Genomic DNA, 21,280 nt, shown 5'->3' with positions numbered 1-21,280 from the left:
GGCCGGGGGCTCCGCCGTATCCGCACGCCGGGTATACGCGTGCCGCCGGATCGCCTCACCGGCGGAGGGAGGTCAGCCCCCACCCCAGCACCAGCCACACACCCGCGACCGCGCACACCCCGCCCCACCCGAAGTGGCTGAAGGCGGCACCCGCGAGGGCCGAGGCCGCCGCGCCGCCCGCGAAACCGGCGACCACGTAGGCGGTGTTGGCCGTGGCGGGGGTGGAGGTCGCCGTCAGGGCGAGGGTCTGGTTGGCGACGTGGGAGGCGACCAGCGCGGCGTGCACGGCGATCGCGGCGGCGAACAGCGCCCCCAGCACGTGCCCGCCCAGCCAGAACAGCGGCACGGACACGGCGGCGATCAGATACGCCGACCGCACGACCCGCGCCGCCCCGAACCGGTCCACCAGCCCGCCCGCCAGCGGCGCCACCGCACTCGCGGTCAGGCCGAACAGGCCGAACAGCCCGGCGGTCGCGGTGGACAGCCCGTACTCCGGCCCGGTCAGCAGCAGGGCCAGCGAGGTCCACAGCGCGCTCCACGCACCGAACATCCCGGCCTGCCGGACACACGCCCGCCACAGCTCCGGCGAGCCCCGCAGCACCGACGGCAGCGCGACGAGCCCCGCGAACAGCGGGCCTTCCCGGCGCCGCCGCGACGGCAGGACCAGCGCGGTCGCGAGCCCCAGGGCGAGGGTGAGCACGGCCGCGCCGGCGAACACCCAACGCCAGCCGAAGGCCTGCCCGGCCAGTCCGCCCAGCACCCGGGCCCCGACGATGCCGGTGAAGAGCCCCGCGATGACCGCCGCGACATGCCGGGCACGCCGCTCGGCGGGAGCCCGCTCGGCGACCAGCGGGACGAGCAGCTGGGGGATGACGGTCGCCGCAGAGGCGACGAACATCGCGACCGCGAGGGCGGCTGCGCCCGGGGCGGCCGCACTGGCACCCAGCGCGAGCGCGGTGACGAGCGTGAGCCCGGCGACCAGCCGGCGCCGGTTCGCACTGTCGCCGAGCGGGGCGAAGAACAGCAGCCCGACCGCGTAGCCGAGCTGGGCGACCGAGGCGATCCAGGCGATGGCCGAGGGCGCCGAGCCGAAGTCCCGGGCCATGAGCGGGAGCAGCGGCGCGGCGAGGTAGATGTTGGCGGCGGTGACCGCGCTGCACACGGCGAGCAGGGTGAGGAAGAGCCCGGGGGCGGGCTCACGGGACCGCCGCACCGGGGTCGTGGCCCGGGCGGTGGCGGTGGTGGTGGTCGCTGACGGCATGGGAGGGGACTCCTTGGAGTCGGCTCTAGCAACTAACTGGTTGGTTGGCGAGTGGGGGAACAGTCTGAGCCGCCCCGCCCCTCCCTGTCAACCAAACAGTTGGTTACCCCGGCGCGCTACCCTCTCCCCCATGGCAGCAAGGGACCCCGAGGCCACCAAGGCCCGGATCTTCGAGGCGGCGGTCGCCGAGTTCGCCCGGCACGGCATCGCGGGCGCCCGCATCGACCGCATCGCCGGCGAGGCGAAGGCGAACAAGCAGCTCATCTACGCCTACTTCGGCAACAAGGCCGAGCTGTTCGCGATCGTCCTCGAGAAGAAGATGCTCCACCTCGCCGAGGCCGTCCCCGTCGACCCGGACGACATCGAGAGCTGGATCGACCGCCTGATGGACTACCACGCCGCCCACCCGGAGCTGCTGCGCCTGCTCTTCTGGGAGGGCCTGGAGTACGGCAGCACCGAACTGCCCCACGAGTCCGACCGCCAGGAGCATTACGCCCGCAAGGTCGCCGCCCTCCGGGAGGGGCAGCGGCGCGGAGCCGTCACGGACGCCATCCCGGCGGCCGACCTGCTGTTCCTGCTGACCGCCCTGGCCAACTGGACCGCCGTCGTCCCGCAGATGCGGCGCATCCTCGTCGGCGAGGGGGAGCCGGACCAAGACCGCCTGCGGGCGTCCGTGAAGGAGGCGGCACGCCGGCTGACGGCACGCTAGCCGCTTGGGGGACGGCAGGCCAGGGGCGGCTGGTTGATGCCGCGGCAGGCCAGGAGCCACTGGTTGTGCCGTGGCCTGCCAGGAGCCGTTCGTTGTGCCGTGGCCTGCCAGGAGCCGTTCGTTGTGCCGTGGCCTGCCAGGGGCCGCTAGTTGGTGCCGATCCGGCTGAGCAGTTCGACGATCCTGGTCTGCACCTCGGGGCTGGTGGACCGCTCCGCGAGGAACAGCACCGTTTCCCCGGAGGCCAGCCGCGGCAGGTCGGCCTGGTCGACGGCGGCGGTGTAGACGACGAGCGGGGTGCGGTTGAGCTGCCCGTTCGCCCTCAGCCAGTCGACGATCCCGGCGAACCCCTCCTGCCGCCGTTGCGCCTGCAGCAGGTCCATCACGACCAGGTTCGGCCGGAACTGCCCCGCCAGCGTCACGGCGTCCGCGTCACTCGCGGCCCGCGCGACCTGCATCCCGCGCCGCTCCAGCGTCGCCGTCAACGCCAGCGCGATCTCCGCGTGCTCCTCGATCAGCAGCACCCGCGGCGGGTGCTGCTCACTGTCGCGCGGTGCCAGCGCCTTCAGCAGCACGGCGGGATCGGCGCCGTACGCCGCGTCCCGCGAGGCCTGGCCGAGCCCCGCCGTGACGAGGACGGGCACCTCGGCGGCCACGGCGGCCTGCCGCAGCGACTGCAGTGCCGTACGCGTGATCGGCCCGGTCAGCGGGTCGACGAACAGCGCGGCGGGGAAGGCCGCGATCTGCGCGTCGACCTCCTCGCGCGAGTTCACGATCACCGGCCGGTAGCCGCGGTCGCTCAGCGCCTGCTGGGTGCTGACGTCCGGCGCCGGCCACACCAGCAGCCGCCGCGGGTTGTCCAGTGGCTCGGGCGGCAACTCGTCGTCCATCGGCTGCGGCCGCGGCGGATCGGCCACCTCGACGGCCCCACCGGGCCCGTCCAGCGGCTCGGGTCCCTCGGCGGCGTTCTCGTCCGGCGCGCCTATGGCGTACGACCGTCCGCCGCCCTCGGCCAGCTGCGCGAGGCGCGACTGGCCGGCGAGGGACGGCTGCGCCGGGACCGGTGCGGTGGCCGGGGCGGGGATCTGCGCGGCGACGGGCGGCGGCGTGTGCTCCGCGCCCGGGTACGGACGCGCGCCCTGCTCCGGACGGGGCGCCTGGTCCGCCGGACGCGGCTGACCCTGCTCCGGGCGGGCCGCCTGGTCCGTACGCGTCGCCGGGTCGGGCGGCGTCCCCAGCTTGCGGCGCCGGCCCGATCCGCCCGGCTGGTGCGGGGGAGGCGTCGCCGACTGCTGCGGGACGGACTGCGGGACGGGCATGGCCGACGGCTGCTGCACCTGGGCCGCCTGCCGGGTGAACGGCACGCCCTGGCCCAGCGTGCGCACGCTGATCGCCCGCCCCTGCGTCGAGTTCGGATCGACGGGGGGCGCCGCGGCCTCCGCGGGCAGCGGCTGAGCCGCCCTCGGCGCGCCTTGCGGCGGCAGCGGGGTGCCCGGGGCGGGGGTGTTCTGCTGCACGGCCCGGGGCGGCGTGCTGTTGGGGGGCGCGGGGTGCGCGGCGCCGGCCCCGGACGTCTCGTCGGCGGCGGGCCAGGGCTGGGCCGCGGGGATGCCGCCGGGCGGCGGGGTTCCGTGGATGTTCACGCCCTGGGCGTTCGTGCCCTGAGCAGGCGTGCCCTGGGGCGGGGTGCCCTGCCCGGGTGCGGCCTCCGCGGGGAGCGGCCGGCCGGCGGACTGCTGCTGACCCGGTGCGGCGATGCCCTGCTGCGGCAAGGGCTGGGCCGGGGCGGGTAGCTGGAGGCCCTGTCCCGGAAGGGCGGCCTGCACACTCTGCCCGAGCCCGCCCTGAGCGGGGACGGACACACCCTGCGGTGCGGCCACCTGAGGGACGTTCCCCTGCGGAGGCACGGTGTTGCCCTGCGGAGGCACGGTGTTGCCCTGAGGAGGCACCGTGTTCCCCTGCGCGGTAAGCGGCACGCCCTGCGGCGGCACGGTGTTGCCCTGCGGAGGCACGGTGTTGCCCTGCGCGGCAACCGGCACGCCCTGCGGCGGCACGGCGGTACCCGGCGCGACGGGGGGAGCGGCCACACCGGCCTGGACGGGCACGCCCTGCCCCGGCCCGGCCTGCACGGGTGCGGCGGCCACGGATGCGGCAGGTGCAGCACCCGCGGGAACGGGACCGGCTGCCGGTGCGGCACCAGCAGGCACAGGACCGGTTGCCGGTGCGGCACCGGGAGGCACAGGACCGGTTGCCGGTGCGGCACCAGGAGGCACAGGACCGGTTGCCGGTGCGGCACCGGGAGGAACAGGACCGGCTGCGGGTACGGCGCCCGGGGGCACGGGGCCCACTTGGCCGGCACTCCCCGGCACTTGCGCTCCGGCCGCCGCCGTGGCCTCGGCCGGCTGCGGTGCCGCGACGGCCCGCCGCCGACGGCCGGTCGGCGCACTGGTCGGATGCGGCTGCGGCGGAGTGTGATCGGCGGACTGGTCGTGCGGAACGGCGTCGTGCCGGCCCTCCTCGACCGCACCCGCACCGGCAGCAGCCGCTCCGGCAGCAGCCGCACCGGCAGCAGCCGCTCCGGGAACGGCCGTTCCGGGAACAGCCACGGACGCCTGCCCCTGAGGGGGCACCACACCCGGAGCACCCACGGGACCGCCGGGACCGCCGGGACCACCGGCGGCCTGCTGCCCCTGCCCGGCCGGAGCCTCCTGCTGAGCAGCGGCCGGGGCCTGGGCCGGGGCCTGGGCCGGGGTCTGGGGCTGGGTCTGGGGCTGGGTCTGGGCCGGAGTCTGATCGGCCTCGGCCGGCGGCAGCGCGAACACCGGCCGCGGCCCGGCCGCGGCTTCCTGCGCGGCCGCGGCCCGCTCGTTGGCGGCGGCCAGCGCACGCCGCCGACGACCGGTCGGCTGCTGGGCCTGCCCCTGATCCGCGTCGGCCGAACCAGCGGCCTCACCACCGGAGGGCGCCGCGGGGAGCGCCGGCGGCAGCGCGGCCTGCTCACCGGGTTCACGCCGGGCGCGCCGCCCGGACGGCCCGGGCACACCCTGCGGCGGTACGGTCCCGCCCAGCCCCGTGTTCGAGGCGGCGGCACCCGCCGCATGCTCGGCGGCCGTCACCACGGCCCCCTCGGCCACACCCTGGACGGCACTGCCGACGCCGTCCGCACCGGCGTTCTCGGCCGCGCGCCGCCGCCGCCCGGTGCCGCCCGACGCGGAGTCCTCACCGGACGCCTGCGCCGGGAGGGCCGCCTGCTCCCCGCCGGCCCGGCGCCTGCGCCGCCCGGTGGGCACGGCCCCGTCGGCCGCGGCACCACCGGGCGCGTCGGCTCCGGGATCACCGGCCCCGTCGCCCGCGCCGCCCGGGACGTCGCCGTCGAGGAAGGCGTCGGTGGTGGCCCGACGCGCCCGGCGCCGCCCTCCACCGGAGGTCTGATCCGCGGGTTCGACGAGGGCGAGCGCGGCGGACTCGTCCACCGGCTGGGCGGCGACGGCCCCGGCACCGCCCCCGATCGGCACCTCGAGGACGTAGGCGCTCCCGCTCATCCCCGGCACGTCGTGCGTCTGCAGCACACCGCCGTGGGCCCGGACGATCCCGCGCACGATCGGCTCGTGCACGGTGTCGCCACCGGCGTACGGCCCGCGCACCTCGATGCGTACGACCTCGCCGCGCTGCGCCGCCGCCACGACGACGGTGTTGTCCAGGTAACCGCCCGCCGACACGGGCGTGTTGCCGGTCGCGTCGACCCCCGCCACGTCGGCGACGAGATGCGCGAGGGCGGTCGCGAGCAGCCGGGGATCGACCTCGGCCTCGATGGGCGGCGCGTGCACGGCGAACTGCACGCGCCCGGGCCCGATCAGTTCGACGGCCCCGTCGACCCCGGCGGCGACGACGGCGTCCAGCATCACCTTCGTACGGGAGAGGCTCTCGCTGCCGGTGTCGAGCCGCTGGTACCCGAGGACGTTGTCGATCAGCGTCGTGATGCGCGAGTAGCCGGCCGACAGGTGGTGCAGCACCTGGTTGGCCTCGGGCCACAGCTGCCCGGCGTCGTCGGCGGCCAGCGCGGCCAGCTCGCGGCGCAGTTCCTCCAGGGGCCCGCGCAGCGACCGGCCGAGCAGGGTCAGCAGCTGCTCGTGGCGTGCGGCGAGCGCCTCGAACCGGTCCTTCTCGCGCTCCCCGAGCGCGGCGTAGCGGTCCTCGCCCGCGGCGAGTTCCTCGGCGTGCCGCTCGGTCAGCTCCTCCAGCTCGGTGACGTGCTGCTGGCGCAGCGCGGTGAGCTCGGAGGCGTGCTCCTCGGCGATCCGCTCCAGTTCCTCGCCGTGCCGCTTCTCCGCGGCCTCCTTCTCCTCGACGACGGCGTCGTACGGCCGCCGGTCGGTGAAGGTCATCACGGCGCCGACGAGCTGGTCGCCGTCGCGCACGGGCGCGGTCGTGAGGTCGACCGGCACCTTGCCGCCGTCCTTGGCGTACAGCACCTGTCCGCGCACCCGGTGCTTACGCCCGGAGCGCAGGGTGTCGGCGAGCGGCGAGTCCTCGTACGGGAAGGGCGAGCCGTCGGCGCGCGAGTGCAGGACGAGGTTGTGCAGTTCGCGTCCGCCGAGGTCGCTGGCCCGGAATCCCAGTATCTGGGCGGCGGCCGGGTTGACGAGCACGATGCGCCCGTCGGTGTCCGTCCCGACGACGCCCTCGGACGCGGCCCGCAGGATCATCTCGGTCTGCCGCTGGGACCGGGCGAGCTCGGCCTCGGTGTCCACGGTCCCGGACAGGTCGCGCACGACGAGCATGAGCAGCTCGTCGCCGGTGTAGCCGTAACCGTCGTACGCCTGCTGCCCGTTCTCGAGATTCGCACTGGTGACCTCGACGGGGAACTCGGTCCCGTCGGTCCTGCGCGCGATCATCCGGGTGGGCTTGGTCCGGGCGTGCGGATCGAGGTGCTCCGGCCGGCGCATGGAGCCGGGGATGAGCTTGGAGTCGAACTGCGGCAGCAGATCGAGCAGCCCGCGCCCCACCAGAGCGGTGCCCGGGGTCTCGAAGGCCTCCAGGGCGATGGTGTTGGCGTTGACGACCGTGCCGTTGGCGTTGACCAGCACCAACGCGTCAGGGAGGGCGTCCAGTATGGCTGCGAGGCGAGCAGCGCCTCGGGATGGCCTGCTGCTCACGAGACGCTTCCTCCCTGTTACCGCACCTTGCCGACCGCTCGGGCCATCTTGCCAACCGTCCCGCAGCGTGTCACGCGAGGGAGTCTAAGGGCTGCGGTTGCGCTCGCGACGCCGGATGAGAGCGAGGTCGCACGAGGAAGTGACCCCGAACTGACGACCGAGTAACCGCCAAAGGCCCGCCCTCCTGCGACGACGTCGCGGGACCTTCGCGGGACCTTTACGACGACGTTGTTTCTGTACCTTTTGGCCGGGCTGGCGTGATGGGGGCGGAGAGTGGCGCAAATGGGGTGGGGGACGTGGTGTGCCGGGGGTTGGGGGCCCGGGGCCGGGGCCGGGCCCGGGCTGGGTACGGAGCGGTTGGGTGCCGGGGCCGGGCTGGGTACGGAGTGGTCGGGTGCCGGGTGCCGGGTGCGGGTGTCCGGGGCTACGGGTGCGGGACACCGGCCGACGGCTCGACGCCCCACCGACTCGAGGAGCCACCGGCTCGACGCCCCGTCGCTCAGCGCCCCGATGCCCCGATGCCCCGACGCCTGGATGCCGCGGCTCGGCGCCCGGGCGGTCCGCTAGTACTACAGGGCCCTGTAGTACTAGGCCTTGGCGCCCCGGTCGCCCCCCACCCCCGGCAGGAGCGGCACGAGCCGGTCCCAGCGGGAGATCTGGCAGCCGTCGCGGCGGTCGTACGTGGTGTCGACGGGCCGTCCGGCCCAGGTGCCGGTGACGTGCGCGGTGGCCGGCCCGCCGTACTGCATAGTGCAGAAGCCGCCCTCAGGCGCGGGCGCGAAGACGTCCTGCCCCCACCGCGTGTCCCGTTCCAGGGCGGCACAGGCACCGCTGGGGTCGGGGTGGCTGCCGCCGTCGGGGCCGCAGTACAGCTCGAAGGTTCCGTCGGCCCCGTCGCCGGCGTTCCGCACGGTGACGGTGAGGTGATCGCGGTCGGGGCCGTCGCCGGGCCGGATCGGGGACAGCAGGTCGGTCCCGCCGGCCTGGGCATACGCGGCCGGGGGCACAGCGGTCAGAGACCCCGCGGCGGCGACGGAGGCGGCGGCACCGACGAGGAGGCGCTGCAGGACGGGGCGGGCGGTGGCCCGGGGGGTGGCACGCATCATGCCCTGCCTAACGCGGCGCGGCCCCGGATGTTGCGCGCCCGCCCGGGCCGGGACCCGCAGGGGCCTGACAAGGGCTTTGCCCTGGGCCCTGCCCGCCTAGTACCGTGGGGGTCGATTGGTGACAGCACGCTCGACTGTGTCATCATCGGCACGCACCGCTCGCGCTCGCGCGGGAGTGATGCTGGAGGCGTCGCCTAGTCCGGTCTATGGCGCCGCACTGCTAATGCGGTTTGGGCCTTAAAGCCCATCGAGGGTTCAAATCCCTCCGCCTCCGCACTCGATCACGAAGCCCCGGTCACCCGACCGGGGCTTCGCTGTCGTTGCGTCCCCCCGAAGTGCGGCCTGAAGTGCCGTTTCCGCAGCTCACAAGGGGTGCGGCTAACGGATTTCACATGGCGGCGGCAGTCATGTAATGTTCTTCCTGTCGCCGCGAGCGAGCCGGAAGGCCCGAGAGCGGCGAAAAAACAGAACAAGCACTCGTAGCTTAACGGATAGAGCATCTGACTACGGATCAGAAGGTTGCAGGTTCGAATCCTGCCGAGTGCACACAGGTGAGAGGGCCCCGGAGAGATCCGGGGCCCTCTTACGTTTCGTGGCGTACAGCAGTGAAGTGCGGCTGCGCCTAGGACCGGTCCGGATGGTTCAGCCGCCGACCTCGGCTCTCGGCGATACGGAGAGCGTCTCGCAAGGACTCGGTCAGACGTTCGGCAAGGTAGCGGAGATCGCCGGGTTGTTCGTCGGGGAGCAGGGCGAGGGCGTGGTTGACGAGTTGGTTGCCCATGTGGAGTTGAATCGACTCCGTGGCATCGGCGACTCGGGAGGCCGGTCCGTCGTGATGGTCGGTGATCAGGTAGCTGTGCTTGCCTTCAGGCCCGGATCCGGGGAGAAGGCGGAGTTCGTCTGCTGTCATCAGGCGGCATCGAGTCCGTGGACCCAGTAAGGGCCGGAAACCGGCTGACCCAGGGTGGCCGTGGCGAGTCTCCGCCGATGATGATGTTGATCATGAGCGAGCAGGTACGGGCGTACCGAGCACGTTGCCGTGCCATCCAGCGGTGTGTCGTCCTGGGCGTACGGGCTGCGGTGCTGCGGGAGTGGTGGGGTGATGCTCGGGGCTTGGCCTACGAGCAGGCCGGGCGCAGGTGGCCAGAGAGATGGGGGCCCGCCCGAGCCCTTCACCAGAACGCACACCCAGTCGAAGAGTCGGTGGATAAGGTCAGTCATGTCGTCAGCTCCCATGTAGCTGTTGGCCGTGCCCCGAGGCGGCTGCATCCGTCGTCGGGGTTCTCGCGTGGGTCAACCGTAGCTTCTGCATACGAGGCATGCTAGGTGTTCTAGGTATTCCATGTATCGCATGGATGTCCAAGCATGCGCATGCTGGTGAGGTGATTGAGTTCGTTCCTGACATTCCCCGGTGGCGGCAGGTGGCCGAGGTGGTTCGCGGCCGGATCGCGGATGGCACCTATCCGTCGCGCACCCGTGTTCCTTCGGTAGTGCAGCTCACCTCGGAGTTCGGAGTCGCCAACGCGACGGCGCACAAGGTGCTCCGCGCGTTGCGGGAGGAAGGGCTGACGTATACCGAGCCTGGCCTCGGGTCGTTCGTTGCTGAGCGGACGGGGAATGCCGGTGTCGAGGAGAAGGCATAGCGGGCACTCAGCTCAGAGCTTTGGCCACCTCGTAGATGGTCGGCCGGTCTTCGGGAGCATGGCTGAGCATCGCCTCGATCAACTCGCCCAGCTCACCGGGCGCCTTGACGGGGCGGCGTCTGCCGTTGGCCACGGCCTCTCTCTGGACGGGGCGTGGAGCGTCGTCCGGGTACTCGACGGCACGCCAGCCGGTGGCCGAGATGAGAAGGGAGGCGCCGAGGGCGTAGATGTCGGCTTCCGGCGTGGGCTCGGCTTCCCCTGTGGCGAGCAGGTTGCGGGCAATCTCCGGTGCTTCGTAGTGGACGAGGCAGCCGCGGAACGGGAAGTCGTACCCCTCGGGGACGTGCCCACCTCGGGCTAGAGCCAGATCGATGAGATGCGTCCGCTCCGGCCCGACGATGAAGTGGGCGGGCTGTACGTCGCCGTGGGCCCAGCCTTTGGCGTGCAGTTCGGCGAGGACCTCGACACAACCCAGCGCCATAAGGGCGTCCGGTGCGATGGACGGGTCTTTCCTGCGGCAGGGCTCCCACAGCTGGTGCAGGTCCGGCCCTTCATGCCACGGCTGGAAGTTCCACGTCCCGTGCTCCCATTCTCCGTACGCGAAGTCGTCGAAGCCGAGGCGATGCAGCACGGCACCCTCGCGTGCGGGCGCGAGGGCGGTCCAGGGCTGGGCAGGCCAGTCGGCCGTAGCCTCGATCGGGTAGCCGACCTTGACGGCGTAGTGACCTCGATGGCTCTGCACCTCCCAGACCATGGAGCCCCGGCGGTTCAGGACCAGGCGCTGAGACGTGGGCATGAGGGCGTCGAGCACCACGATCGGCAGTTCAGAGGGTGAGCCGGACAACGTCAGTTCTCCTTCCGGGCGAACGCGGCCGACCACGATCCGAGTCCGGCTGCTGCTGTCTAGTGCTACGCCTGGCCGTACGGGCGGCCGCAGTCGGAGTCGCACTGGGCAAGGTTCGTGCCGTTCATGGTCCACAGGTCATCGAAGACCATGAAGCCCGCCGTCTTCATGGCGCGAGCCGAAGCGGCGACCTGCTTCGAGTCGCGGGCCCCACCACCGGGCTTCGGGTTGTGGTGCAGGAAGCGGCCCGCGTACTGCTCGCAGAGCTCGGCGTACTCCTTCGTGTGCAGGATGAGCGCGTGCAGGCCGAGGTCCACGTCGTCGGACGGGACCATGGGGACGGTCGCGGTGGCTGCGGTGACCACGAAGGCGACCGCCTGGTCCGCGATCCGCTCGGCACGCTCGGGTGACTGCCCGTCATGGACGACCACGAAGTGGGCGAGGCTCTGGAACAGCTCCTCGCCAGCCACCGCGCGGCCGGACCTCTGATCGTTCGCCGTTGCCGTCATGCGAGTACTCCCTCTTGGGTAGTGGAGCGTGGCACTTTCAGGGTTGGGAGGCCGCCCCGAACGGGTGTGGGGGAACCAGGGGATGAGCACCCGTCCGGGGCGGCCGGTCTACTGGCCGACAGCGAGAGCCATGCCGATCACCAGGCCGCACGACCCGCTGATCATGATGATGAAGAGGACTCCTGCGTATCGGCCGATGGCGCGCATCACAGGCCGTCCCTGCTGTTGCCGTTCTTGATGGCCAGGCGGGCGCTCAGTTCCTCCCGAGCGCTCGGCTGCACCACCTTGTCCGGCATGGCATCCCACTCCCGGCCGCCGCCGATGGGCCGTATCTGCACTCGGCCGCCGAGCTCACCCATGACGATGCCGATGCGTCCCTTGGCGGTGTCCTTCGCCAGTTCACCGATGCCTGGTCTGGTCTGCTGGTTGCTCGCCATGCAAGGAAGCATCGCGATCGTAGGACCGCCGCTAAAAGGTCAGGCTGATTACCCAACTTGGGTAACATCGCCGGAAGTAGAGAACCAGCGACGTTGCGTAGCCCTCGCAGTGTGGGAGCTTGCCGATGCCCGACCCGGACCGGCCGCAGGAACTGCCGGCCAGGCTGCTCACCGATCCCGAGATGATCGATGCGTGTCGGGTCCGGGACTTCGCCAGAGTCTTCCGGCTGGTGAAGGTCAGGGCGGGCATCTACCCGTCGATGATTGCCAGGCGTTGTGACCTGACGCCGAGCCGGGTGGGCGAAGTCATCGCGGGGCGGCGCCACTTGCAGCACATGGACGTGATCGAGCGAATCTCAGACGGCTTGCGCATCCCAGGAGACATGCTCGGGCTTGCCCGCCGAGCTTGGGAGACGCCCCAGGCCCTGGTGGTCGACGAGCGCGAGGCGCCTCAGATACCGGGAGCCGAGCAGCCTGCCCCCGCGTCTCTGCCAGGTCCCGATGTGGACGGCATCTTGGCACTGGCCACTCGAACGAGCCTGAACGCGGCGACGCTTGAAGCCTTCCGCTCTTCCATTGAGGACTACTGGCGACGAGACGACCAGCACGGAGGCGAAGCACTGCGGCCCGCCATCGTCGGCCAGCTCCGTTATGTCGTCGGACTCCTGAAGGAGAGCCGACCGCCGTCGATCCAGAGTGGCCTGTACGGCATCGCGGCCGAGCTGGCACGCCTGACAGGTTGGACCTACTTCGACGCCCGCCGGTACAACCAGGCCCGCGCGTACTTCACCGAGGCCCTGCAACTGGCGAAGGAGATCGACGACCGGCAGTTCATGGCCAACGTCCTCGCCTGCATGAGCTTGCAGGCGACCTACCAGGACAAGCCCGCGGACTCGTTGGCACTCGTGACCGCAGCCCAGGATCAGGCTCGGTCAGCACTCGGCAGCACGCCGCGAGTTATGTCGATGCTGGCCATGCGGGAGGCATTCGCCCACGCCACCCTCGGCAACCGTGATGACACGCACCGGGCGATCGGGGAGGCACACAGCCAATTCGAGCGGATCGGGACGAGCGATCCGGCCCCCTCATGGGTGACCTACTTCGACGAGCCGAAGCTCATCGTGGACACGGGCATTGCCCACGGCCGCCTGGGCGAAGCGGCGACTGCCGAACCCTTGATCGCCGATGCCCTGCGGCGGGAGCACCACACGAACCAGCGAGGCCGCGCGTTCCACTCGTTCTGGCTGGCCCGTACGCAGCTGGACCAGGGCAAGCTTGACCAGGCGTGCCACACCGCCACGCAAGCCCTGGAGCCCGCGTCGGCAGTGGCCTCCGAGCGTGTGTCAGGGCACCTCAGGGAGTTCTACGATCAGTTGACCCCACACAGGCAGGAGCCCGTAGCCCTTGCCTTCGAGGCGCGGCTACGGGAGTTCCTCCCACCGGTCAGCGGATCGTTGCATCCATGAGCAGGTAGAGCAGCCCGACCAGCGACCCACTACTCACGACCTCGCGGCGGTCTATCATCCCGCGCACCTCTGAGAGGGGGATCCACTCGATGCGGTCGGACTCGTTCTTCTCCGTGGGCGGACCGGCGTAGGTAGCACCGTCGATCCGAAAGACATGGTGCTGCGAATCGGTGATCCCGTTCGCCGGCTCGGCGTAGATCAGAGGCTTGATGGGGCCGGGACGCCAGCCGGTCTCTTCCAGGACTTCGCGGGCGGCAGCTTCTTCCGGGGTCTCCCCGTCCTCGACCAAGCCCATGGGCAGTTCCCAGGCCCAGGAGTCCGTGATGAAGCGGTGCCGCCACATCATCAGGACCTCTTGGCGGTCGTTGACCACGGCGGCAACGGCCAGGTGCCGGAGGCGGACGACGTGGTACTCCCACCTGCGTCCGTCAGGCTGTTGGACGTCGACCAGACACAGATTCACCCACTTGTTGGTGTAGACCTGTCGCTCACCGTGGGTCTTCCACTCCATACCTGCCGCCCCTCTCGATCGGTCTCCAGGATCTCAGAACGATCCGGAGCCAGGTGCCTGTTCTCGTCCTTTCGCGTCACTTTGACGAGATGGGTCGCAGGGAATCGACTCTGGTCAGGGCTGAGCGGCAGCGGACGAATCATGAGTGCAGCGGGGATCGCACCGAGACCGCTGCGCTTGCTATGACCTCGGCCTTTGATGGGTCAACTGGTAAGTGATCAAGGCCACAAGCAACCCCGCTAGCAGCGCCCACAACACAGCGCCCGGCCGCACGTCGCTGACCAGAGCACCAATGGTGATGCCGACGAATACGATCAAGCCAGCGGCTAGAGCCTTCGCGTCCCTTAGGAAGCGCCACTGTGCGACGCCGGAGCCGGGCTCGCGTCGCTCCGCCACGGCCGTTCGCACAACCAGCACTGCGACGACGACGACACCAACAGCAACGTCTTGCGCTGTCATGCGCAGCCAACTCCCCGGAACCTCTTCGACGCCACGTCTGCCTCGATCAGCCTACTTGCTGGTCTTCGACCTGCCATCGTCTCGCGGAGCCCATCAGTAGGCGACGACGTTCTGGGGGCGGCGCCCCCCCGCTTGAAGGTTATGGCTCTTCTATGTGACTTGAATCCCTAAAGAGCTGGCAACGTGCTTGAGACTAACACCTTCCCGTGCTTTACCGAAGTAAATATGGGCACGCCAATTTATGGGTGACATGAGGGGATATAGGAGATGATTTATCTTCACGTCCTGCCTATCGTCCGACACGCCTGAAGGTAAAGGGCGCGGAAAAAATAAACCTAAAAAACCTTGTTGACTTGCCCGCCTGGTCGTTTTAATTTCATTGCGCAGCAAATGGATCAGATCCACTGCCAGTGGACAATCAAGCGAGGGGGGACTATGGCTATCTTGAAGTCGAGGAAGAGCAAGCGAATAGCGACCATAGTGGGTGGTGCTCTTGGCGCCACAATGCTCGCTGTTACCCCCGCCCTTGCCTGGGGCGGAGACTGGAATGGGCCGGGAGGTGGTGGCGGTGGGACTATTACCTTCTCCAGCAAGACCACGGCCACCTGGAGCTTCACCGTTGTCGATACCAAATCGGACGGCTACTGCACGCGGGTCAAGATCATTGTGGATCGCCCCAACTGGAGCGACATTCCGGTCTACCAGGAGCCGGTGTGCGGTTACCAGCAGGGAGCTCAGTGGGATAAGACCTACTCGACGACCGGTGGAACCTACATGCGAAGCCTGAAGATCCTTCAGTGTCGTCTCCATTCGGACCGCAGTGACGAGACGTGCCAAGAAGTTCACCGGGTTTACAACCCGAAGTACTGATCGCCTGTTGAGCGCATGTGGAGCCCGCAATATTTCCTGGCTGCGGGTTCTGTATGCGTTTCCACGTGGCTCTTTAGTGCTGCATGATGGGGATTCGACAGGGATATGGATCGATTAGTGGTTGGCGTCGCACTCCAAATTGCGGTCGTCATTGCCGCGTTTACCCTGACGGGTGGATGGCATCTCCTGGGTATGAGACCTTCGCGGGTGAATAGTGACCGGCATCTTATGTCGCTATTGAAAAGCTGATAGCTGTTGAAGGCCAATGTGGTGGGCGCTCGGCGGCGGCGCGACGCTTCAACCTGACGGCAGCGCTGACGGCAACGACGGCACACGCTCGCACACAATCGTCAACCTGGGCGATCGGGATTTGAGACTGTCGGCAGCGGGTACGACGCCCTGCCCGATCCTACGGATCAGAAGGTTGCAGGTTCGAATCCTGCCGAGTGCACACAGGTCGAAGGCCCCCCGGGATCATCCCGGGGGGCCTCCGACATCAACGGCTGACATCTACGCAGCCGGAAACACCGATCACTCCTCGGCGGTCGGCTCCTGCTCGCTGTCTTTAGGAGCGCTCGGAGAGGCCTTGGCCACCGCTGCCCAGGAGGCTGTGGAGGAGGTTGTCGACGGCGTCCGCGACGCCACCGAGGCCGAGGCCGTTGAGGAGGTCGCCGGGGGTGGGGAGGTCGGCGCGCTCCTCCGCTGCTGATGCATTGGTGGCGGTGAGCCCGAGGATGCAAGCGGTCGCGAGGGCGGCGGCGAGTGCGCGCGTGGTGTTGTTCATGCAGTGTCAACGATCTTCACTCTGCAGGGGGCACGCCTGACAACAAGCCACTCCGCGTTCGTCATGTCCGAGGGATACCGTCAGACCCGTTCCGGGTGATCGGCCGCGTTCCCGAACCGGTGAGCGACGCACTCACACGACGGAGCAGCAGAGTTGAACTCCACCGGCGTGAGCGCGTACGACTGCGGCAACAGGGTCCCCTGGATCTCGGTTGGCTTCGCAACCCCAAGCTGCCAAGAGGCCCTGCCCTCATGCCACGGCCGGCCGCGATTACCCGGTCGAGACTTCCCTTCGATGCCCACCCCTGAAACGTCCCGGGCCCATGTCCCAGGGCTGAGCCTCCTGATGATCTTGCATCTGCACTGGTCACGGGATGCCGAAGGTGCCTCGGGTGCCGGCTGGCCGGACGGGGGCGGCGGCGTGGTGCGGGTGCGGGTGCGGTGGAGCCGGTCATGCCGGCTCAGCGTGAGAGCGAGCCGGAGACCGTGGCCGCGGCCGGGGCCGACTCCGGCCGCTGAGGCCCCTCCTTCGACGGCCGGCGCCCGTTGTCAGTGGTGCCCCCTACGCTCGGCAGAGATGGCACAGGCATGGAAGTGCTCGGGGCTGCGGTGGTCGGCGCATGGTCCCGTGCTGGTGTGGGACGGCGGGCGGCGCAGCGCGCTGACCTGGGGGAAACGCGTGGCCTTCGAGGTCGCGGAAGGGGGTGTGCGCACCTGCGTGGGGGCTCGGGGGCACGCATGCCCCGTGGGTGCGGCCGTGCCGGGGCGGAGTACGGGGGCGCGGTGCGAGCAGTGCGCGCGGCTGGACCGGGCGCACTCCGTGGCGGCCGACACCATCGCCGGCGATCCCCGGCCGTACCACGTCTATCTGGCGTGGTTCGGGCCCGGCATGGTCAAGGTCGGGATCACCGCCGAGGAGCGGGGCTCCGCACGGCTGCTGGAACAGGGCGCCGTCTGCTTCAGCTGGCTCGGCGTCGGACCGCTCATGGCCGCGCGGCGCACGGAGGAGCTGCTCAGGGCCGCCCTGCGGGTGCCCGACCGGATTCCCTACGCCGAGAAGCGGGTGGTGCGGGCCGCGCTGCCGGAGACCGCCGCGGACCGGGCCCGTGAGGTCGCCGAGCTGCATGAGAGGGCGGTGCGGCTCCCCGCGTGGCCGGAGTCGCTCGTGCGGGAGCCGTTGCTGGTCGTCGATCACGTGGGGGTGTTCGGGCTGGCGGACGTGCCCGTCGCCATGGGCGGCGTGAGCGAGCTCGTCGCCGGGGGTGCGGTCGGCGGGGAGCTGGTCGCGGCCGCCGGGCCTGATCTGCACCTCGCCACCGGCGGCGGGGTCGTCGTACTCGACACGCGGCTGATGACCGGATGGGGGCTGCTGCCCGCCGCGGGAGACGAACTGACCGTGCCCGTGCGGCAGTTCAGGGAAGCGGCAGGCGCGCAGGACGGCTTGTTCTGACCCGCGCGGTCCTGCCACCACTTCCCGCGCGGTCTGCCCACCATCGTGGAGGAGGGCGACCAGCCCTTCGCCGAGGTCGCCGAGGTCGCCGAGGTGCGCGTCTTCACGCGCGGCCTTCCCAGGAGTTCCCTGAGAAGCGCCTGTGTGTTTCTCAGGGAAATCACAGGTTGCCGAAAGCGCGCTCTCAGAGGTCCCCGACATCGTGTTCACATGACCACGACCTCGCCCCAGGGGCGCACCGAACTGCTCAGGCCGGACGGGAGCCCCGTCCGCGTGCTCGTGGTGGACGACGAGCTGTCGATCACCGAGCTGCTGTCCATGGCCCTGCGCTACGAGGGATGGCAGATCCGGAGTGCCGGTGACGGCACGGGTGCGATCCAGACCGCCCGCGACTTCCGGCCCGACGCCGTCGTCCTCGACATGATGCTGCCCGACATGGACGGGCTGGCCGTACTCGGGCGGCTGCGCCGGGAACTGCCGGACGTGCCGGTGCTGTTCCTCACCGCCAAGGACGCCGTCGAGGACCGGATCGCCGGGCTGACGGCGGGCGGGGACGACTACGTCACCAAGCCCTTCAGTCTGGAGGAGGTCGTGGCGCGGCTGCGCGGGCTGATACGCCGCTCCGGCGCCGCCGACCGGCGCTCGGACTCCATGCTGGTCGTCGGCGACCTCACCCTCGACGAGGACAGCCACGAGGTGACCCGGGCCGGGGACAACATCCACCTGACCGCGACCGAGTTCGAGCTGCTGCGGTTCCTGATGCGCAACCCGCGCCGCGTGCTCAGCAAGGCGCAGATCCTCGACCGGGTGTGGTCGTACGACTTCGGCGGCCAGGCCAACGTCGTCGAGCTGTACATCTCCTATCTGCGACGGAAGATCGACGCCGGACGCGAGCCGATGATCCACACGCGGCGCGGTGCCGGGTACCTGATCAAGCCCGCGGCGGCATGAGCGGCCGACGGCGGCCGCGTACGCGGCAGCGGGCGGGCAGGCGGTGGGCAGGCAAGCCGCGCACGCTGCGGACGCGGCTCGTCGTCGCGTCCGTGGTGCTGATCGCGGTGGTGTGCGCGGTGATCGGGACGGTGACGACGCTGGCGCTGCGGTCGCATCTGTACGAGCAGCTGGACGCGCAGGTCGACGACTCCGGCAAGCGACTGTCGGGTCCCGCGAAGCCCGGCGGGAAAGACATCGACGCGACGGACAGGATCACCGGTTTCATCAAGGGGCCTGCGCGGCCCGGGACCGTCGCCGCCGCGGTCGGCGCCGACGGCAGCATCACCCGGGCCGCCTTCGCCGAGGACCCCGAGGCGAACAGCCCCTACCAGGGGAACACCCCCGTCGACCTCACCGAGGAACAGAAGGCCGCCCTCGCCGAGGTGCCGGCCACGGGCATGCACACCGTCGAGATTCCCGGCCTCGGCGAGTACCGCGTGCAGTACGTCAACGGACTCGACGGCGGCACCTACTACGTCGCCCTGCCCACCGAGTCGGTCACCACCACCATCAGCACCCTCGTCATCGTCGAGGTCAGTGTCACCGGCGCCGGACTCGTCGCCGCCGCCATCGCCGGTTCCGTCCTCATCGGCGTCGCCACCCGCCCCCTCCGCCGCGTCGCCGCCACCGCGACCCGGGTGTCCGAACTGCCCCTGCACACCGGCGAGGTGAAGCTCAGCGAGCGGGTCCCCGACTCCGAGACCGACCCGCACACCGAGGTCGGCAAGGTCGGCGCCGCGCTCAACCGGATGCTCGACCACGTCCACGGGGCGCTGCACGCACGGCAGCAGAGCGAGACCCGCGTCAGACAGTTCGTCGCCGACGCCAGCCACGAGCTGCGCACCCCCCTCGCCTCCATCCGCGGCTACGCCGAGCTCACCCGGCGCGGCAGGGAACAGGTCGGGCCCGACACCCGGCACGCTCTGGGCCGGATCGAGTCCGAGGCCGGCCGGATGACCCTCCTCGTCGAGGATCTGCTGCTGCTCGCCCGGCTCGACGCCGGACGGCCGCTCCAGTTCGAGCAGACCGACCTCGTCCCGCTCGTCGTGGACACCATCAGCGACGCCCGTGCGGCCGGCCAGCACCACAACTGGCGGCTCGACCTGCCCGACGAGCCCGCGCTCGTGTCGGCGGACGCGGCCCGGTTGCAACAGGTCCTCGTCAACCTCCTCGGCAACGCGCGCAGTCACACGCCACCCGGTACGACCGTCACCGCCCGCGTGCAGCGGCGCGGACCCTGGCTGTGCATGGACGTCGAGGACGACGGTCAGGGCATCCCGGCCGAGTTGCTGCCGCACGTCTTCGAGCGGTTCGCGCGCGGCGACTCCGCGCGTTCCCGCGCCCACGGCTCGACCGGCCTCGGCCTGGCCATCGTGCAGGCCGTGGCGACCGCGCACGGCGGTGCCGTGACCGTCGACAGCGTGCCCGGGCGGACCGTGTTCACGGTGCACCTGCCCGCGCTGCCGCCCGAGCCGCAGCCGGACATGCGCCGGCTGCCGCACTCACAGGCACGCCACAGCGTCACCACACGGGCACAACAGGGCGCCTGACGAAAGTCGGATCCATGCGAACCGACTCTTCTCCCGGCACCCTGCCGGCGCGGGAGCACCTCCCGGCCGCACCAGCCGGTACGCCTGTCCTGGACGTAGTGATCCCCGTCTACAACGAGGAGAAGGACCTCCAGCCGTGCGTCCGCAGACTGCACGAGCACCTCGACCGGACGTTCCCGTACGCGTTCCGCATCACGATCGCGGACAACGCCTCCACGGACACCACCCCGCAGGTGGCCGCGCGGCTGGCGGCGGAGATCCCCGAGGTCACGACCCTCCGCCTGGAGCAGAAGGGGCGCGGCCGGGCCCTGCGGGCCGTCTGGTCGGCCTCGGACGCCCCGGTCCTCGCCTACATGGACGTGGACCTGTCCACCGACCTCAACGCCCTGCTCCCGCTGGTGGCGCCGCTGATCTCCGGCCACTCGGACCTCGCGATCGGCTCCCGGCTGGCCCGCAGTTCGCGGGTGGTGCGCGGACCCAAGCGGGAGTTCATCAGCCGGGCCTACAACCTCATCCTGCGTGGCTCGCTCCAGGCGCGGTTCTCCGACGCCCAGTGCGGTTTCAAGGCGATCCGGCGGGATGTGGCGCAGGTGCTGCTGCCGCTCGTCGAGGACACCGGCTGGTTCTTCGACACCGAGATGCTGGTGCTCGCCGAGCGCGCCGGGCTGCGGATCCACGAGGTGCCGGTCGACTGGGTCGACGACCCCGACTCGACGGTGCACATCGTCAGGACCGCGACCGACGACCTCAAGGGCGTGTGGCGGGTCGGCAAAGCCCTGGCCACCGGTTCGCTGCCGCTGGACCGGATCGCCCGGCCGTTCGGCGACGACCCGCGCGACCGTGACATCAAGGACGTGCCCAAGGGACTCGCCCGCCAACTGGTCGGATTCTGCGTGGTCGGCGCCCTGTCCACCCTCGTCTACCTGCTGCTCTACAGCGGCTTCCGGGTCTTCTCCGGCTCCCAGATCGCCAACGCCCTCGCCCTGCTGGTCTCGGCGGTCGCCAACACCGCGGCCAACCGGCGGCTCACCTTCGGGGTGCGCGGGCGCGGTGGGGCCGTACGGCACCAGGCGCAGGGCCTGGTCGTCTTCGGCATCGGACTCGCCCTGACCAGCGGCTCGCTCGCGGCACTGAACGCCGCGACCTCCGAGCCGGCGCACTCCACCGAACTGGCCGTCCTCGTCGCGGCCAACCTCGCGGCGACGGTGCTGCGCTTCCTGCTCTTCCGGGCGTGGGTGTTCCCGGACCGGCGCGAGGACGACTCGCCGGCGCCCGCCCCGCACGACACCACGCCGTACGACACCGCCCCGTACGACACCACGCCGTACGACACCGCCCCGTACGACACCGCCCCGTACGACACCGCCCCGCACGACACCACGCCGTACGACGCGGCGCCGCACGGCACCGCCCCCTTCCGCGCCGGTCAAACCCCGTACGGCACCGCCCCCTTCCGCGCCGGTCAAACCCCGTACGGCACCGCCCCCTTCCGCGCCGGTCAAACCCCGTACGGCACCGCCCCCTTCCGCGCCC

At 70.9% G+C, this 21,280-nt stretch carries 18 protein-coding genes and 2 tRNA genes; 10 read left to right on the top strand and 10 right to left on the bottom strand.

Features of this window, described 5'->3' with window-relative positions:
• Positions 1–55 precede the first annotated feature (55 nt).
• Entirely contained in the window at positions 56–1,261 is a 1,206-nt protein-coding gene (locus HDC93_RS06765; RefSeq protein ID WP_185008173.1) for an MFS transporter, read from the bottom strand.
• Between the two features lie 130 nt (positions 1,262–1,391).
• Between HDC93_RS06765 and HDC93_RS06760 the strand changes: the two genes are divergently transcribed.
• Entirely contained in the window at positions 1,392–1,970 is a 579-nt protein-coding gene (locus tag HDC93_RS06760) for a TetR family transcriptional regulator (protein WP_185008171.1), read from the top strand.
• A gap of 146 nt (positions 1,971–2,116) precedes the next feature.
• Here HDC93_RS06760 and HDC93_RS06755 read toward each other — a convergent pair whose 3' ends face one another.
• Together HDC93_RS06755 and HDC93_RS06750 are read right to left on the bottom strand one after the other, a co-directional pair.
• On the bottom strand, positions 2,117–7,126 hold the full coding sequence (locus HDC93_RS06755; protein WP_185008169.1) for a PAS domain-containing protein: 5,010 nt from the start codon (positions 7,124–7,126) through the stop codon (positions 2,117–2,119).
• Positions 7,127–7,713: 587 nt separating this feature from the next.
• Positions 7,714–8,232 (bottom strand): SSI family serine proteinase inhibitor, encoded by a 519-nt coding sequence (locus HDC93_RS06750; RefSeq protein ID WP_398767013.1) that lies wholly within the window; start codon positions 8,230–8,232, stop codon positions 7,714–7,716.
• A 183-nt stretch (positions 8,233–8,415) separates the two neighbouring features.
• Here HDC93_RS06750 and HDC93_RS06745 point away from each other — a divergent pair.
• Both HDC93_RS06745 and HDC93_RS06740 read left to right on the top strand, forming a co-directional pair.
• Positions 8,416–8,506, top strand: a tRNA-Ser gene (locus HDC93_RS06745).
• Between the two features lie 199 nt (positions 8,507–8,705).
• Positions 8,706–8,778 (top strand) — tRNA-Arg (locus tag HDC93_RS06740).
• Between the two features lie 76 nt (positions 8,779–8,854).
• Here HDC93_RS06740 and HDC93_RS06735 read toward each other — a convergent pair.
• Positions 8,855–9,142 carry a hypothetical protein gene (locus tag HDC93_RS06735; protein WP_185008161.1) on the bottom strand — a complete coding sequence of 96 codons (288 nt, stop codon included), beginning with the start codon at positions 9,140–9,142 and terminating at the stop codon, positions 8,855–8,857.
• A 472-nt stretch (positions 9,143–9,614) separates the two neighbouring features.
• On the opposite strand from HDC93_RS06735, the gene HDC93_RS06730 reads away from it, so the two are divergent.
• Positions 9,615–9,875, top strand: a complete 261-nt coding sequence (locus HDC93_RS06730; protein ID WP_185008159.1) for a GntR family transcriptional regulator — start codon at positions 9,615–9,617, stop codon at positions 9,873–9,875.
• Between the two features lie 7 nt (positions 9,876–9,882).
• On the opposite strand, the gene HDC93_RS06725 is transcribed toward HDC93_RS06730, so the two are convergent.
• From HDC93_RS06725 to HDC93_RS06715, 3 genes are all read right to left on the bottom strand, one after another.
• Positions 9,883–10,719 (bottom strand): protein kinase, encoded by an 837-nt coding sequence (locus tag HDC93_RS06725; protein WP_185008156.1) that lies wholly within the window; start codon positions 10,717–10,719, stop codon positions 9,883–9,885.
• Positions 10,720–10,784: 65 nt separating this feature from the next.
• Positions 10,785–11,228 carry a hypothetical protein gene (locus HDC93_RS06720; RefSeq protein ID WP_185008154.1) on the bottom strand — a complete coding sequence of 148 codons (444 nt, stop codon included), beginning with the start codon at positions 11,226–11,228 and terminating at the stop codon, positions 10,785–10,787.
• A 206-nt stretch (positions 11,229–11,434) separates the two neighbouring features.
• On the bottom strand, positions 11,435–11,677 hold the full coding sequence (locus HDC93_RS06715; protein ID WP_086851077.1) for a hypothetical protein: 243 nt from the start codon (positions 11,675–11,677) through the stop codon (positions 11,435–11,437).
• A 113-nt stretch (positions 11,678–11,790) separates the two neighbouring features.
• Between HDC93_RS06715 and HDC93_RS06710 the strand changes: the two genes are divergently transcribed.
• Positions 11,791–13,131: a tetratricopeptide repeat protein gene (locus tag HDC93_RS06710; RefSeq protein WP_185008150.1), complete on the top strand. Its 1,341-nt coding sequence runs from the start codon at positions 11,791–11,793 to the stop codon at positions 13,129–13,131.
• On the opposite strand, the gene HDC93_RS06705 is transcribed toward HDC93_RS06710, so the two are convergent.
• Together HDC93_RS06705 and HDC93_RS06700 are read right to left on the bottom strand one after the other, a co-directional pair.
• Positions 13,109–13,642: an NUDIX hydrolase gene (locus tag HDC93_RS06705; protein ID WP_185008148.1), complete on the bottom strand. Its 534-nt coding sequence runs from the start codon at positions 13,640–13,642 to the stop codon at positions 13,109–13,111. The genes HDC93_RS06710 and HDC93_RS06705 overlap by 23 nt on opposite strands.
• Before the next feature lie 180 nt (positions 13,643–13,822).
• Entirely contained in the window at positions 13,823–14,101 is a 279-nt protein-coding gene (locus tag HDC93_RS06700) for a hypothetical protein (RefSeq protein WP_185008146.1), read from the bottom strand.
• Between the two features lie 435 nt (positions 14,102–14,536).
• On the opposite strand from HDC93_RS06700, the gene HDC93_RS06695 reads away from it, so the two are divergent.
• Positions 14,537–14,971: a hypothetical protein gene (locus HDC93_RS06695; RefSeq protein WP_185008144.1), complete on the top strand. Its 435-nt coding sequence runs from the start codon at positions 14,537–14,539 to the stop codon at positions 14,969–14,971.
• Between the two features lie 565 nt (positions 14,972–15,536).
• Here the strand turns inward: HDC93_RS06695 and HDC93_RS06690 are convergent.
• Positions 15,537–15,755: a hypothetical protein gene (locus HDC93_RS06690; RefSeq protein WP_185008142.1), complete on the bottom strand. Its 219-nt coding sequence runs from the start codon at positions 15,753–15,755 to the stop codon at positions 15,537–15,539.
• A 576-nt stretch (positions 15,756–16,331) separates the two neighbouring features.
• Here HDC93_RS06690 and HDC93_RS06685 point away from each other — a divergent pair.
• The 4 genes from HDC93_RS06685 to HDC93_RS06670 form a co-directional block, all read left to right on the top strand.
• Positions 16,332–17,204, top strand: a complete 873-nt coding sequence (locus HDC93_RS06685) for a DUF2797 domain-containing protein (RefSeq protein WP_185008140.1) — start codon at positions 16,332–16,334, stop codon at positions 17,202–17,204.
• Between the two features lie 210 nt (positions 17,205–17,414).
• Entirely contained in the window at positions 17,415–18,155 is a 741-nt protein-coding gene (locus HDC93_RS06680) for a response regulator transcription factor (RefSeq protein ID WP_185008138.1), read from the top strand.
• Complete coding sequence (locus tag HDC93_RS06675) at positions 18,152–19,747, top strand: HAMP domain-containing sensor histidine kinase (protein ID WP_185008136.1); 1,596 nt, start codon at positions 18,152–18,154, stop codon at positions 19,745–19,747. Before HDC93_RS06680 ends, HDC93_RS06675 begins: the two co-directional genes overlap by 4 nt.
• 14 nt (positions 19,748–19,761) lie before the next feature.
• A partial coding sequence (locus HDC93_RS06670; RefSeq protein ID WP_260419454.1) for a glycosyltransferase occupies positions 19,762–21,280 on the top strand: 1,519 nt, incomplete at its 3' end.

The sequence above is a fragment of the Streptomyces sp. AK010 genome (genome assembly GCF_014207295.1).
GTDB classification, from domain to species: domain Bacteria; phylum Actinomycetota; class Actinomycetes; order Streptomycetales; family Streptomycetaceae; genus Streptomyces; species Streptomyces massasporeus.
The sequence above is the reverse complement of the archived record's forward strand: the minus strand, read 5'-3'. Positions and strand labels throughout refer to the sequence as shown.